The sequence below is a fragment of the Agarivorans sp. TSD2052 genome (assembly GCF_023238625.1).
Taxonomy (GTDB): Bacteria; Pseudomonadota; Gammaproteobacteria; order Enterobacterales; family Celerinatantimonadaceae; genus Agarivorans.
Map to the genome: position 1 here is coordinate 4,554,472 of NZ_CP096670.1, position 13,286 is coordinate 4,567,757.

15 protein-coding genes are annotated in these 13,286 nt (G+C 40.3%); 3 read left to right on the forward strand and 12 right to left on the reverse strand.

Annotated features, from left to right (window positions below; translation table 11 throughout):
- Positions 1–11: 11 nt before the first annotated feature.
- The 11 genes from atpH to M0C34_RS20925 all read right to left on the reverse strand — a co-directional run bounded on the left by atpH (position 12) and on the right by M0C34_RS20925 (position 9,033).
- Positions 12–542, reverse strand: coding sequence for a F0F1 ATP synthase subunit delta (gene atpH, locus M0C34_RS20875; RefSeq protein WP_248713572.1), 531 nt, complete (start codon positions 540–542; stop codon positions 12–14).
- A 19-nt stretch (positions 543–561) separates the two neighbouring features.
- Positions 562–1,035, reverse strand: coding sequence for a F0F1 ATP synthase subunit B (gene atpF / locus M0C34_RS20880; RefSeq protein WP_137673529.1), 474 nt, complete (start codon positions 1,033–1,035; stop codon positions 562–564).
- A gap of 34 nt (positions 1,036–1,069) precedes the next feature.
- The gene (atpE, locus tag M0C34_RS20885; RefSeq protein ID WP_137673530.1) at positions 1,070–1,324 is read right to left on the reverse strand and encodes a F0F1 ATP synthase subunit C; all 255 of its coding nucleotides are present in this window, start codon (positions 1,322–1,324) and stop codon (positions 1,070–1,072) included.
- Between the two features lie 52 nt (positions 1,325–1,376).
- Complete coding sequence (gene atpB, locus M0C34_RS20890) at positions 1,377–2,192, reverse strand: F0F1 ATP synthase subunit A (protein ID WP_248713573.1); 816 nt, start codon at positions 2,190–2,192, stop codon at positions 1,377–1,379.
- Entirely contained in the window at positions 2,182–2,586 is a 405-nt protein-coding gene (locus M0C34_RS20895; RefSeq protein ID WP_248713574.1) for an ATP synthase subunit I, read from the reverse strand. The genes atpB and M0C34_RS20895 overlap by 11 nt, the downstream gene beginning before the upstream one ends.
- 261 nt (positions 2,587–2,847) lie before the next feature.
- Positions 2,848–3,768, reverse strand: coding sequence for a ParB/RepB/Spo0J family partition protein (locus tag M0C34_RS20900; protein WP_248713575.1), 921 nt, complete (start codon positions 3,766–3,768; stop codon positions 2,848–2,850).
- A gap of 17 nt (positions 3,769–3,785) precedes the next feature.
- On the reverse strand, positions 3,786–4,577 hold the full coding sequence (locus M0C34_RS20905) for a ParA family protein (protein WP_248713576.1): 792 nt from the start codon (positions 4,575–4,577) through the stop codon (positions 3,786–3,788).
- An 11-nt stretch (positions 4,578–4,588) separates the two neighbouring features.
- Positions 4,589–5,215 carry a 16S rRNA (guanine(527)-N(7))-methyltransferase RsmG gene (rsmG, locus tag M0C34_RS20910; protein ID WP_248713577.1) on the reverse strand — a complete coding sequence of 209 codons (627 nt, stop codon included), beginning with the start codon at positions 5,213–5,215 and terminating at the stop codon, positions 4,589–4,591.
- A gap of 9 nt (positions 5,216–5,224) precedes the next feature.
- Positions 5,225–7,114, reverse strand: coding sequence for a tRNA uridine-5-carboxymethylaminomethyl(34) synthesis enzyme MnmG (gene mnmG, locus M0C34_RS20915; RefSeq protein ID WP_248713578.1), 1,890 nt, complete (start codon positions 7,112–7,114; stop codon positions 5,225–5,227).
- Between the two features lie 371 nt (positions 7,115–7,485).
- A complete protein-coding gene (mioC, locus tag M0C34_RS20920) occupies positions 7,486–7,923 on the reverse strand; it encodes an FMN-binding protein MioC (protein ID WP_248713579.1) in 438 nt (145 codons plus the stop codon).
- A gap of 237 nt (positions 7,924–8,160) precedes the next feature.
- Positions 8,161–9,033, reverse strand: a complete 873-nt coding sequence (locus M0C34_RS20925) for a LysR family transcriptional regulator (protein ID WP_248713580.1) — start codon at positions 9,031–9,033, stop codon at positions 8,161–8,163.
- Between the two features lie 155 nt (positions 9,034–9,188).
- Between M0C34_RS20925 and M0C34_RS20930 the strand changes: the two genes are divergently transcribed.
- The 3 genes from M0C34_RS20930 (at position 9,189) to M0C34_RS20940 (ending at position 12,010) form a co-directional block, all read left to right on the forward strand.
- Positions 9,189–9,914 (forward strand): oligogalacturonate-specific porin KdgM family protein, encoded by a 726-nt coding sequence (locus M0C34_RS20930; RefSeq protein WP_248713581.1) that lies wholly within the window; start codon positions 9,189–9,191, stop codon positions 9,912–9,914.
- A 294-nt stretch (positions 9,915–10,208) separates the two neighbouring features.
- Positions 10,209–10,538: a DUF6172 family protein gene (locus M0C34_RS20935; RefSeq protein WP_248713582.1), complete on the forward strand. Its 330-nt coding sequence runs from the start codon at positions 10,209–10,211 to the stop codon at positions 10,536–10,538.
- A 200-nt stretch (positions 10,539–10,738) separates the two neighbouring features.
- Positions 10,739–12,010 carry a GGDEF domain-containing protein gene (locus M0C34_RS20940; protein ID WP_248713583.1) on the forward strand — a complete coding sequence of 424 codons (1,272 nt, stop codon included), beginning with the start codon at positions 10,739–10,741 and terminating at the stop codon, positions 12,008–12,010.
- Between the two features lie 51 nt (positions 12,011–12,061).
- Here the strand turns inward: M0C34_RS20940 and M0C34_RS20945 are convergent, their stop codons facing one another.
- Positions 12,062–13,219, reverse strand: coding sequence for an endonuclease/exonuclease/phosphatase family protein (locus M0C34_RS20945; protein WP_248713584.1), 1,158 nt, complete (start codon positions 13,217–13,219; stop codon positions 12,062–12,064).
- Positions 13,220–13,286: the final 67 nt, after the last annotated feature.

The following is a 13,286-nucleotide window of genomic DNA, read 5'->3' on the forward strand; positions in this document are numbered from 1 at the left end:
CTATTCCCCAATTACGCTTGCAGTGCGTCGGATAGTTTTGCCAATTGCCCTTTAACAGAGCCATCAATCACCAAATCACCAGCGTGAATAATCACACCAGCCATTAGTGAGGCATCAACACTACAGTTAAGCTTCACTTTGCGTGATAAACGCTGTTCCAAGGAAGCACTAATTTGCGCTTGCTGCGCCGCATCTAATTCTGTAGCAGAAACAACATCAGCTGTTATTTCTTTAGCCAATTCGGCCTTATACTCCAGAAACATTGCTAACACAGCAGGCAACGCATCTAAACGTGCATTCTCAGCCATTAACTTTATGAGGTTAAGGCCATGCTCGTTAAGCTGTTCAGCACATACTTTGGTAAATAAATCTACCAATGTACTCGCCGATTCCTTTTTCAGTTGCACAGAAATATGTTCGTTCGCAGCCACTTCGGCAACAAATGCTAACATTTCAGTCCACTCATCTAAGGCTTTATGCTCAACGGCAAAATCAAACGCAGCTTTAGCGTAGGGACGAGCAATGGTGGTTAAATCAGCCATAAGCTCTACCTTTTATCCCTTATTTCAGCTCAGCGACTAGCTTATCAACAATATGCTTGTTGGCTTCTTTGTCGATTGAACGCTCAAGAATTTTCTCAGCGCCAGCGATGGCTAAAGCAGCGACTTGTGCACGTAACTCTTCACGAGCACGATTACGTTCTGCTTCAACTTCAGCATTACCTTGAGCAAGAATTTTCTCACGCTCTAGATTAGCCAACTCTTTTGCTTCGTCGATGATTTGAATTTTGCGCTTATTAGCTTGCTCAACAATCACAGCAGCTTCCGATTTAGCATCTTTCATTTGCTCTGAAGCTTTAGCTTGAGCTAATTGAAGATCTTTACCGGCACGTTCAGCGTCAGCTAAACCATCCGCAATTTTCTTTTGACGAGCTTCAATCGCGTCGATTAATGGTGGCCATACGTATTTAACGCAGAACCAACAAAAAATCGCGAACGATATCGCTTGTCCAAACATGGTTGCATTGATATTCACAACGACACCTCCCTATTTGTTAGGTATCGAAGGATTAACCTAACAAGGCAACAAACGGGTTAGCGAATACGAAGAATAACGCGATACCCACAGCAATCATTGAGATCGCATCTAGTAGACCAGCAATAATAAACATTTTAGTTTGTAGTGCAGGGGCTAGCTCTGGTTGGCGGGCTGATGCTTCTAACAATTTACCACCTAACAGTGCAAAACCGATAGCAGTACCAAGAGCGGCCATGCTCAGCATGATTGCAACAGCGATAATAGTAAAACCAACAACAGTTTCCATGAAATTCTCCAAATAGTATTTATTAGGTTAAAACAGTTTTTATTAAACTTAATTAGTGATCTTCATGGGCTAAAGCTAGATAAACTATCGTTAGCATCATGAAAATAAACGCCTGAAGCACAATGACCAGAATATGGAAAATTGCCCATGGAACAGATAAGGTCCATTGAGCCCATAAAGGAACAAGTGCGGCAATAAGAATAAAGATCAATTCACCTGCATACAGGTTACCGAACAAACGCAAAGCGAGCGAAAATGGCTTGGCCAATAAAGTGACCGATTCCAATAAGAAGTTAAAAGGAATAAAAGCCCAATGGTTAAAAGGTTGAAGCGTAAGCTCTTTAGTAAACCCTTTAACACCTTTCACTTTAATACTGTAGAAAATGATAAGTCCAAACACAGCAATGGCCATGCCAAAGGTGATGTTCAAATCAGTAGTCGGTACAATTTTAAAGTACTCAGCGCCCATAAGTCCGGCGACGTGGGGTATAAAGTCAACAGGGATTAAATCCATCAAGTTCATGAGGAAGATCCACACGAAGATGGTTAAACCAATAGGCGCAATAACACGGTCAGTGCGATGGAAGGCATCACGTACCGCCCCATCAACAAACTCAACCATCATTTCAACAAAACATTGAAATTTGCCAGGTACGCCAGTTGTTGCCTTTTGCCCTGCTCTATAAAATAAAAATAAGAACAAAGCTCCCAAGCCAACTGAAAACAGGAGTGAATCAATGTGCCAAGTCCAGAACCCTGCATCATGACAAGCGTGATTAAATGCAAAACCGCCATCGTCGGCCATACACATTTGCGCGTTTGTCAGGTGGTGCTGGATATAGCCTGAAACGTTACCTTCAGCAGCCATTTATCATCCTATTTTTGTTACTAAGAAAAATAGAGGCAGTCCATTGCGTCAATGTACTGAGTATAAAACCAAGCAATAGTGCCAGAGGCTCTATATCAAGCAAGGCAAATACCAGTATGAACAAAATGGCTGTAAGAGATAGTTTTACGACCTCTCCGAGATAAAAACTTAATACTACGTATTTTTGATGTCTAGCGCCGACAAACATAAATGCCATCAACGTGAACAACGCATTAGGTAGCAAAAAGATCAAACCCCCGATTAACACCGATACAGCCACCTCTTTATCAAAAAAGAAACCACTCTTAAGTGTTAATAGTGCGACAAACCCTGTCTGAAAAATAACAAAATACAACGCTTTGATACGTACTTCTGTTGTTAAAGACCCAGACATTCTCGACCTCTACTAGTTTTTACATTTAACCTTTTACCTAGTTATAGGTAAAAAGGCTTGCGAAAAAGCCTAATGATTATACGTTGAAAGTGCGGTTTTGCAATCAGTTGCGGTGCCCAAGTCACCAATTTGTAACAGCTTATATAAACAAATAGCGGTTATTGTTAATTTTTATGTTACAAACCAATGTTTTTGGTCATTTTAAAGTGAAATGTAGGTAATCAAGATCAAAGAAATATGATTATAAATAGTTTACAAAAACTATAGAGTTTCATCAGAATCGATGAAGAGCGCCAAAATAGCATCTAATTCATCGAGATTTGTATAATCAATGACTAACTTTCCCTGCCCTTTTTTATTTTGTTGAATTTTAACACCGGCGCCTAAGCGCTCGCTAATGCGTTGTTCTAAACGACTAATATCAGGGTCAACTTCAGCCGCTTGTTTTGGCGCTTTGGGGTTGAGAACGGCTTTTACTAATTTCTCAGTATCGCGAACCGTTAAGCCCTTGGCTGCTACATTACGGGCGGTTTCAGCTTGGGTTTCACCGCTTAATGCTAACAAGGCACGGGCATGGCCCATTTCTATATCACCGTGTTCAAGCAATATTTTTACATCTTCATCAAGGCCGTTTAAGCGCAGCAAATTAGTCACAGTGGTACGAGATTTACCTACTGCTTCAGCCACTTGCTGATGAGTGAGTTCAAATTCACTCATTAAACGATCAAGCGCGACAGCTTCTTCCATCGCATTAAGGTCTTCGCGCTGAATATTTTCAATTAAGGCGATGGCAACCGCATTCTCGTCGCTAACGTTTTTTACAAGACAAGGAATTTCATGTAAGTGGATTTGTTGAGAAGCACGCCAACGACGCTCACCGGCAATAATTTCAAACTGGTTTTCACCCACTTCGCGCACCACAATAGGTTGGATAACCCCTTGCGCCTCAATGGAGTGAGCCAACTCCTCTAAGGCTTCGGCAGACATATCTTTTCGGGGTTGGTACTTACCGGGGCGTAACCATTCAATCGGTAATTTACGCAATTCACCCCGATTATCGTCTACTGTTTGTTGGTTATGATCAGCTTTAGTATCTTCTTCGACTTGGCGTTGACGAGCATTATTACTCGTACTCAATAATAAATCTAAGCCTTTACCTAAACCGCGTTTTCTCGCTGTCATATCTTTATCCGTATTCATTAATCCACGACCACAGCTTGCGTTTCTTCTTCATGGCGGCGAATTATCTCGCCGGCCAAGGCAAGATAAGCCTTAGAACCGTTTGATGTTTTATCATAATACATCGCTGGCTTACCAAAGCTAGGGGCTTCGGCCAAACGTACGTTTCTCGGGATCACCGTACGATATACTTTTTTGCCAAAATGCTGCTTTAACTGATCGCTAACGTCTGAAGATAAACGATTACGCGGATCAAACATAGTACGCAAAATTCCTTCAACTTGCAGATCAGGGTTAACCACTGACGCTAGCTTGCTGATGGTATCAACCAAGGCGGTTAACCCTTCTAAGGCATAATACTCACATTGCATAGGTACTAACACGCTATCGGCGGCAGCCATTGCATTTACAGTCAGCATATTTAATGAAGGGGGGCAGTCGATAAAAATGTAATCGTAATAATCTCGCACCGGCGCTAAAGCGGTACGTAAGCGAACTTCTCGAGCAAAAAACTCCATTAACTTTATTTCAGCAGCCGTTACATCTGAGTTAGCCGCAATTAAATCAAAAAATCCGCTGGTGTCTTTGGTTACAACCTGCTCAATAGGCTCTTCATCAATCAACAATTCATAGGCTGTTTTGGGCACACTGTATTTATCTACACCACTACCCATGGTGGCATTACCTTGTGGGTCTAGGTCAATTAACAACACTTTTCTTTTAGTCGCCGCCATAGACGCCGCTAAATTTACACTGGTTGTTGTTTTACCAACGCCACCTTTCTGGTTGGCTACCGCAATTACTCTACCCACAATATTTTCGCCTAAGGGTTATTTTTATCAATAATAACTAGATGACGCTGACCTTCAAGTTCGGGAACGGTTAAACTCTCGATACTGTGCAATTTTAAGCCTTCAGGTAGGTTTTCTAGCTCTTGTTCTGGCACTAGGCCTTTTAAAGCATAGAATTTACCATTATTTGCTGGCAAGTGAGAACACCAGCTAAGCATATCTTGTAAAGAAGCGAACGCTCTGCTTATTACACCATCAAATTCGAGGTTTTGTTGGTAGTTTTCTACTCTACTTTGCACCGCGGTAACATTTTTAAGCTTTAAGTGATGACATACCTGACGAATAAAGGTGATTCGCTTGCCTAAACTGTCTAACAATACAAATTGTTTATCTGGGTTGATAATAGCCAATGGTAAGCCTGGTAACCCTGGGCCTGTACCTACATCAATAAAGCGTTCCCCCTGTAAGTGAGGGCTTACCACTAAACTATCGAGGATATGTTTTACCATCATCTCCATAGGATCTCTTACTGAAGTAAGATTGTAAGCTTTATTCCACTTGTCGAGTTGTTCTACCAACATGACCAGTTGAGATATTTGTAGCTCAGTGAGCTGCAAAGACGTTTGGGCTAATAAGCCCTGTAAGCGAGATTTTAACACCCGATCATCCTAAGCCGACTTACGTGCTAAGTCGTGTTTTTTCAAATAAACCAATAACAACGATACCGCTGCAGGAGTGATACCAGAGATACGAGCAGCTTTACCAATAGTTTCTGGTCGTGCACTGGTTAATTTAGCAACAACTTCGTTCGATAGCCCACTAATCTTTGAGAAATCTAAATCGATAGGCAATAAGGTATTTTCGTGTTTTTGGGTTTTCTTGATTTCTTCTAATTGGCGCTTAATGTAGCCGTCATATTTAATTTGTATTTCAACTTGCTCAGCAGCATCTTGCTGATCTAAGCCGGGCCCAAAGCCATCAATCACCATTAATTTTTCATAAGTTAACTCGGGACGACGGATCAATTCTTCTAAAGAATGCTCGCGAGTAATTGGATTTTTAAGCAAGGGATTAAGTTGATCCAATTGACTAGAATTAGTATGCACCCAAGTATCTTTGAGGCGCTGACGCTCTAACTCTACTGATTCTTGTTTATCACTGAATAACTTCCAACGGTGATCGTTCACCAAACCAAGCTCTCGGCCTTGCTCGGTTAAGCGCACATCGGCGTTATCTTCACGTAACAATAAACGATATTCAGCACGACTAGTAAACATGCGGTAGGGTTCTTTGGTGCCTAAGGTAGCCAAGTCATCAATCATTACCCCCATGTAAGCTTGATCGCGGCGAGGAGCCCAAGATTCTTTACCTTGAGCATACAATGCCGCATTGGCACCTGCAATTAGGCCCTGTGCGCCGGCTTCTTCATAGCCAGTAGTACCGTTAATTTGGCCTGCAAAGAACAAACCTTTCAAATATTTATTCTCTAGGCTTTGTTTTAAATCTCTAGGGTCAAAAAAGTCATATTCAATGGCATAACCAGGCCGAGTAATATGGGCATTCTCTAAACCTTTCATTGAATGAACTAAAGCAACTTGAACATCAAATGGCAAACTGGTTGATATACCATTTGGATAAACCTCATGGGTCGTTAAGCCTTCCGGTTCGATAAAGATTTGATGCGAGTTTTTGTCAGCAAAACGCGTAACTTTATCTTCAATAGACGGGCAGTAACGTGGCCCTATACCTTCAATAACGCCAGTAAACATAGGGCTACGATCTAAACCGTTGCGAATAATGTCATGGGTCGATTCATTGGTATGAGTGATGTAACAAGGGATCTGCTGAGGGTGATCGCTTTGTTTGCCAATGAACGAAAATACCGGGGTAGGGTTATCGCCTGGTTGAGGCTGCATTAGGTTAAAATCAATACTGCGCGCGTCAATACGAGGGGGGGTACCCGTTTTTAAACGGTCTACACGTAATGGTAACTCACGTAAACGTTGGGCTAAAGCAATTGACGGTGGATCACCTGCGCGACCACCAGCATGGTTATTTAAACCAATGTGGATTATTCCGCCAAGAAAAGTACCTACGGTTAATACAACACTGCGTGCACGTAATTCCATTCCCATTTGGGTAACAACACCAACTACCTGATCATTTTCAACAATCAGGTCATCACAGGCTTGCTGAAAGATCGTGAGATTAGGCTGGTTTTCTAAACGTTCTCTGATTGCTGCTCGGTAAAGTACTCGATCAGCTTGTGCACGAGTCGCTCGAACAGCGGGTCCTTTTGATGAATTAAGCGTTCTAAATTGGATCCCAGCTAAATCGGTTGCTTGGGCCATTAAGCCACCAAGGGCGTCAATTTCTTTAACTAAATGCCCCTTGCCAATACCACCAATCGCTGGATTACAAGACATTTGACCTAAGGTCTCAATATTGTGAGTAAGCAATAAGGTATTTTGTCCCATACGGGCAGCTGCAGCAGCGGCTTCGGTGCCCGCATGACCACCACCGATAACGATGACATCGTATTGTTGTTTATAAAACATTGTTATTACCTCAAACCAGCTTAATCCCAAAAGGGTGCGACATTTTACTGGTTACGAAGCAAGAAGGGAATGCTTAGATCAGAATTAGATCTAGGGTAGATCTCTTAAATATATATATAAGATCTTTTTTTAAAGATCTTTTATTAGATCTACTATTAGTAAAGGCCTGATCTGTAGATAAGTCATTTTTTATTCTTTGGATCATAGACTTAGATAAGATCAGATCTTGTTAACAGAGCACGATCTAAACGGGGGACAAGCTGGGATCTAAATCGCTACTTATCCACAAGTAAAATAAAGAATAACTTATACATAGGAATAACTATGCTGAATTAACAGTGGATCACTATGGTTATCCACAAGATTAATTTCTAAATCAGCTCGTTTTTCCAGCTATCTAACCACTTTATTGCTGGTTCTTCTGGTACAGGTTCGAGATCAACGTCGATTTCTAAGCGTTCTTTTAAGCGTTTAGCACCCAATTTATGAAGTTGTTGGTCGAGATCTTTACCGCCACCACAAAATGTATCGTAACTACTACTGCCTATTGCGACTACTACATAAGATAGCTGCGAAAGATCGGGTTGTTGATCGAGTAAGTACTGAAAAAATGGCTGTAAGTTATCGGGGACATCACCAGCACCGTGAGTAGAGCTGCATACTAGCCATAATGCTTGTTGATTTAGCTCTTCAAACTCTGCATTTAGGTGTACTTTTACCTGATGTTGTTCATTTAATGCGGCTTCTAACTCATCAGCTACGTATTCTGCAGAACCTAAAGTAGATCCCACTATTATTTCTATTTCCATTTAAGATCCCGTGTCAATTTGAGTGCTTTTACATTGTAACGTGATCTTAAGCTGATTAACTAGTTGCGTATTAGCTGTGATCTAGTTGTTGATAGTTTCACGTGAAACTATCAACAATTTACTGTAAATCGAGTAATAACAGTGATGATCCTCATTGTTAGTTGTGAACAATAGTTACTAACATTGATGTGTGTAGAGCTCAGCATGAAGACGGAAGCGTCTATTAAGTCATTGTATTTAGCTAAGTACTACCTCGGTTTTACAAATATCAAGGAGTGCTTGAACGGTAGAATTGGGCATGGGAAGTTTTGGATAAATAAGGCCTAATGATTCATTAGCTATGGCTTCATGATGGTCAATGATTTTCAATTCTCCAGATTGGATGTGAGAATCTAACTGAATTTGCTGACCTACAAATATGCCTACACCTTGTAAACATAAGTCAATCGCGAGTGAATGGTGTTCCACTTCTATTCTTTTTTGAATGTTTTCTAGATCCCATACTTTTGTATTTGCGGTGGTCAATAAGGTAATCCAAGTATGTTTCATCACTTGGTTGATGGTCACTTTTTGTTGTTGAGCAAGCGGGTGGTTTGTTGCACAAACGGCAATCACTGGCATTTTACCTAGGTCTTCTACAGTGTAATGACTAGGGTAGGCATCTCGATAGAAACACATCGCTAAATCTAACTGAGGCTGTTGTTGCCAGTTGAGTAGTTGTTCATCGCGTCGTTGATAGATCTGCAAATTAACATCAGGATAGCGGTGATTAAATTTGCTAATTATTTTCGCTATTAGCTCGTCTTGTAAAAATGCACTGACTCCCAGGTTTATCCGAAAACAAGTTTGATTAGCAATTTGCTCAACTTGCTTTTTTAAGTGACTTTTAGACGCCAAAAGTTGCTCGCATAGCGGCAACATTTTTAGACCTTGTTCGCTTAATACCGGTTTATGGCCATCTCTTGTAAATAATTCAACATTCCAATCAATTTCTAAATTGGTAATCCACTGGCTTAGCTGAGCTCGGTTTTTCTGCATGTGTTTTGCGGCAGCAGAAATACTGCCTAATTGATGGCTAAGTACAAATGCTTCGATAGCTTGTAAGTTCATAGCGTTTCTTGCTCTCTGTTAAGAAAAGCTAACAGACACTGATTTGTTAACTTTTAACGACCACTTCATTATTTGCGCAACGGAAATAATGAAGAGTGAAATGACACTCTGTGATGCATGGATGTTTTAGTAAAAATATACTGAAAGGTTCCAAAATGAAAAAAAAATTTGTAGTTCCAGCTGTTTCTTTAGCTTTAATGAGTCAATTTGCTTTAGCTGATGCAATTCGTGGCGAAGTGGCAGTTGAAAGCAATCGTACTGGTCCACATCTAGGCATTTTGAAAGGTGGTTATGAGTTCGCTACTGATTATGGCCAGTTTGGTTTTGATGTTGAAGCAAAAAGCCGTTTAGGTGGACGTCCCTATGGTGAAAACCAGCATGAATCCGGTTTGCATGAAGCGACTTTTGCTGCTGATTATACTTACAAATTTGGTAATGCTTACATTCAACCTCGTGTTGAATACACTCGTAATGTCGCTAATGATGCGAATACCGGTAAAGTAGCATTAAAAGGTGGCTACAACTTCGATAATGGGGTTTTTCTAGCAGCACGCTATCGTTATGAAGGTACTCAAAATAACAACAGTTTGAACCAATCTGAGCTTGGAGATGTGAAAACCAACCGTAGTGATTTAACCGCGGGTTGGGCTGGTGACATTGTAGGCATTTCTTTTAACTATGTTAATAAAGACGCAAATGCTGAACGCAAAGCTAATAATTTAAAGCTGAATGAGCTAGAAACTAAGGTTTTTCTTACTAATCTAGGAAGTTACCAGCCTTATATACAATACACACAGAAGAACTTTGATAGTACCAATTACAATGGCACACCGCTTAAAGATGATAGCCAAATTAAACTTGGTGTAAGCATGAAATTCTAGTCTTTATAGAAACTAACTAATTGGTATTTATAATAATTATCAATTTGGATGGTTTTGCTATCAATCAATAAAGCGCTACTAGCAATAGTAGCGTTTGTGAACCATGCCTTTAAAAAAGACGTATTATCAGATACTCCTAGTTAAATGCTTATTTCACTTAACCTGACGGCCACAGCACTCATCCAGCTTAATCTTCCAATAAATTGCCCCTAAAAAACGATAGTTGTTGCTGTATGGCCTAAAATCATTACAGTGTCTGCCCCTGAGTCTTCAGCTCTACTTCTAGGATTAATCATGAAAAAAACCTATGTGTTAACTCACCCTAAACGTAATCTTGCGCGAATAATTGAAGCCGCTAAACACGATGCTAAAAAATACATTAAGCGCGAAAAAGGAAAAACCTTGCCTACAGGCACTGATTTTTGGGATTTTGATTGTAAGTACGGTGCCAATGAAGCCGAAGCTGAAGTTATTCATGTATCGCAAATAAATGCTTGTATGGACAAAGCTGAAAAGCTTGAACTACCGTCGTTTTATCTTGAGATTTTAGCCAGAGCAGAACAACGCCCTGCCAAGTCATTTGACGCTGATGAAAACAGTGAAGATGAAAGCTCTATAGAGTGAAGGTGTCACTAGGCAGTGGAGGCTTGATGGCTTCCATTGCGTGCGAAACAATCTTGTTAGACATATTTTTTAGTGAACTGTCGCGCTTAGTGTCCCCGCTAAATGACTAATTTTCCAGCTTTTGACGCTCAACACTTTCTCCATTACGACTTTAGTAGATAATAAAACTTGTCAAGCCAGCTACCAAAATCGTCTTTTATATGAAGTTGTTATCCCGAGAAAGCTATTATCCTTTGTTAACCCTTATCACTTTGGGTCTGATACTTTGGCAGTATTTAGGGATGAATCACTATTTGAGTTATTCAATAAACAAGTATTCAAATATTGAGATTGTTAATCGTCATTTAGCCAATAAAGAATCTAAGGCTTTGATGATAAAACAAGAAGAAAAAGTTTCTTTGTTTTGTCGTACGGTTGAAGAACAAAAAGCGGCATTTTGTGGGCTAAATTTATTGCTTGGAGCAAAAGCAAATAGCCTTATAAATTTACAACATTATGACACCGTCATTTTAAACCTTTCTTATCATAGTAATGTGCACGACACGGTGTTTGTACAGTTGCTCAATCAGCCATCTAACACAACTACCCCCTCACAGTTGCATCAACAGGTGATAAACCCGGTTGATGGCCGTGCTAGTTATCGTTTGTCTTTAGCTCAGTTTTACCCGCCTTCTTGGTGGATTTTTGAGAATGCGGATAAACACAAAACTAACCCTTCTCTTAAGCAAGCTAGTCATTTACGCGTTTCTACAGGGGATAACTCTGCCAACAAAAATATAGAATTATCCCTTCATTCGCTAAGCTTTAGCGGAAAGTGGTTACCTGCCAGTTATCTGTATTTTGGCTTACTTACCCTATGGGCACTTAGCCTGAGTTTAGATTTAATCACAGCATCTAATAGAGCCAAAAAGCAGAGTAAAGAATCAAGCAATCACACATTACAACTCAACAGAGTGAATAGCTTTTTAAGTATTGAACGTGATAATTATGAGTTTATGGCTAAAACCGATCCTTTGACTAGCTGTTTGAATCGAGCCGGATTGCGGGGTATTTTCAGCGAAATCATCATTGAATATATCGACATTGGTATGCCTGCTAGCATCGTACTGTTTGATATAGACCATTTTAAATTGGTGAACGATCAGTTTGGACATGATGAAGGCGATAAAGTGTTGGTAAATATTGCCAGTTTAGTTAAACAGCAAATTAGAGAAGATGATTATCTAGCCAGATGGGGGGGAGAAGAATTTTTAGTTGTTTGTCCTCATACTCGTGTCGCTGGAGCGCGTTCATTGGCCGAACATCTTAGAAGTAGCATTGAGTCAACCATGCTTAGCGACCAGCGTAAAATTACCAGTTCCTTTGGGGTGGCTGAAATCAACTCTGGTTTTTTAGAGCAGTGGATTAAACGTACCGATGAAGCGCTGTATAAAGCGAAAGAAAATGGCCGAAATCGGGTAGAAATTGCTTAGTCACTTTGCTTGTTAAAGCCAATGTTAGCTTAAGCTAACATTGGCACACCCTTATTCAAGCTTACTCAAGTAACTAAGGTAGTCATCGGAAAAATCAATTTCTAGTTCTACCCAAAGGGGCAAGTGATCACTCATTTGAAAGGTTCGCCATTCTTCATAATATTGGTTTAGTGATTCATCGGATTGGCTTGCCGCTTGTAGGCTAGCTATTCGCTTTTCAGCCTTTTTAATCTTCGTTTTGGAGGTCGCCGCAGCAAGTTCGGCTTTGGCTTGGTCGAGCTTTAACAGGAGATGCTTTTTGATGACCGGTTGGTAAAGTGTAAAGTCACTTGAACGATAGACACTATCAAAAAATTGGAAAACCCGATCATTACGTTCTGGCTGCATAAGCTGTAATTCATCACGCCGTGAGATAAACGATATTTGATCATAAAACTTGGTTTGGTCTCGGTTACTGCCTTTTCTATTTTCTACGGTGGTAAAGCCATTTTTTTCTAAAGCATTAAAACCGGCACTACCGCGTGCTTTGATGTTGAAATCACCGACGAGGATCTGGTTTAAGTCGCTGACTTTTGCATCTTTTGCTAAATATTTTGCTACAGCTTCAATTTCTTTGACGCGACGAGCGTATTGGCTGCTGTTGGTGGCGTTACTACCAAAATAAATATGTACCGTTGAAAATAGGAATTTGAACCATCCTGATTGAAATTGTGCACCAAAAGGCGTGCGAGAAAACTGCCGCTTTTTGCTATCTACTTCGCTAATGAGTAGTTTTTCTGGCAATACTAATTCACCCGCTACTCCCTTAAAATTCACCTTATTTTTATCATAAATAAAGCCTAATCGTTCTTTATTACCACCTAAGCCACTGTGGGTGACATCCGTTAAAATGTAACGATACTGTTGTCCTAATAAGCTCATCAGTTGGTCAAGTGGTGTTAAGTTTTGACAGATCTCTTGGACTGCTATCACATCAAAACGAGAGATTATTTCTGCGAGATAATAGAAGGACTCTGGCTGGCGTGGGCCATAGTTAAAGCGATCATCATCAAAGTTGCGTATATTCCAAGACCCAAGTATTAGTGATTCTGAGGTTTTTTTACTTGGAAAATTCACCTTGTTGAACTGTGCGCGCAAGCGCTGGATACCCGCTATTATTCGGTCTCTATCTGTTTTTGATTCATCTTTTAACGGTTTATAGAAAGGCATATCCAATTATCCCATTATGGTTTTCAAATTAAGCAAAAAAAAACCGTGAGTTGTGCTTCTGTGCTTT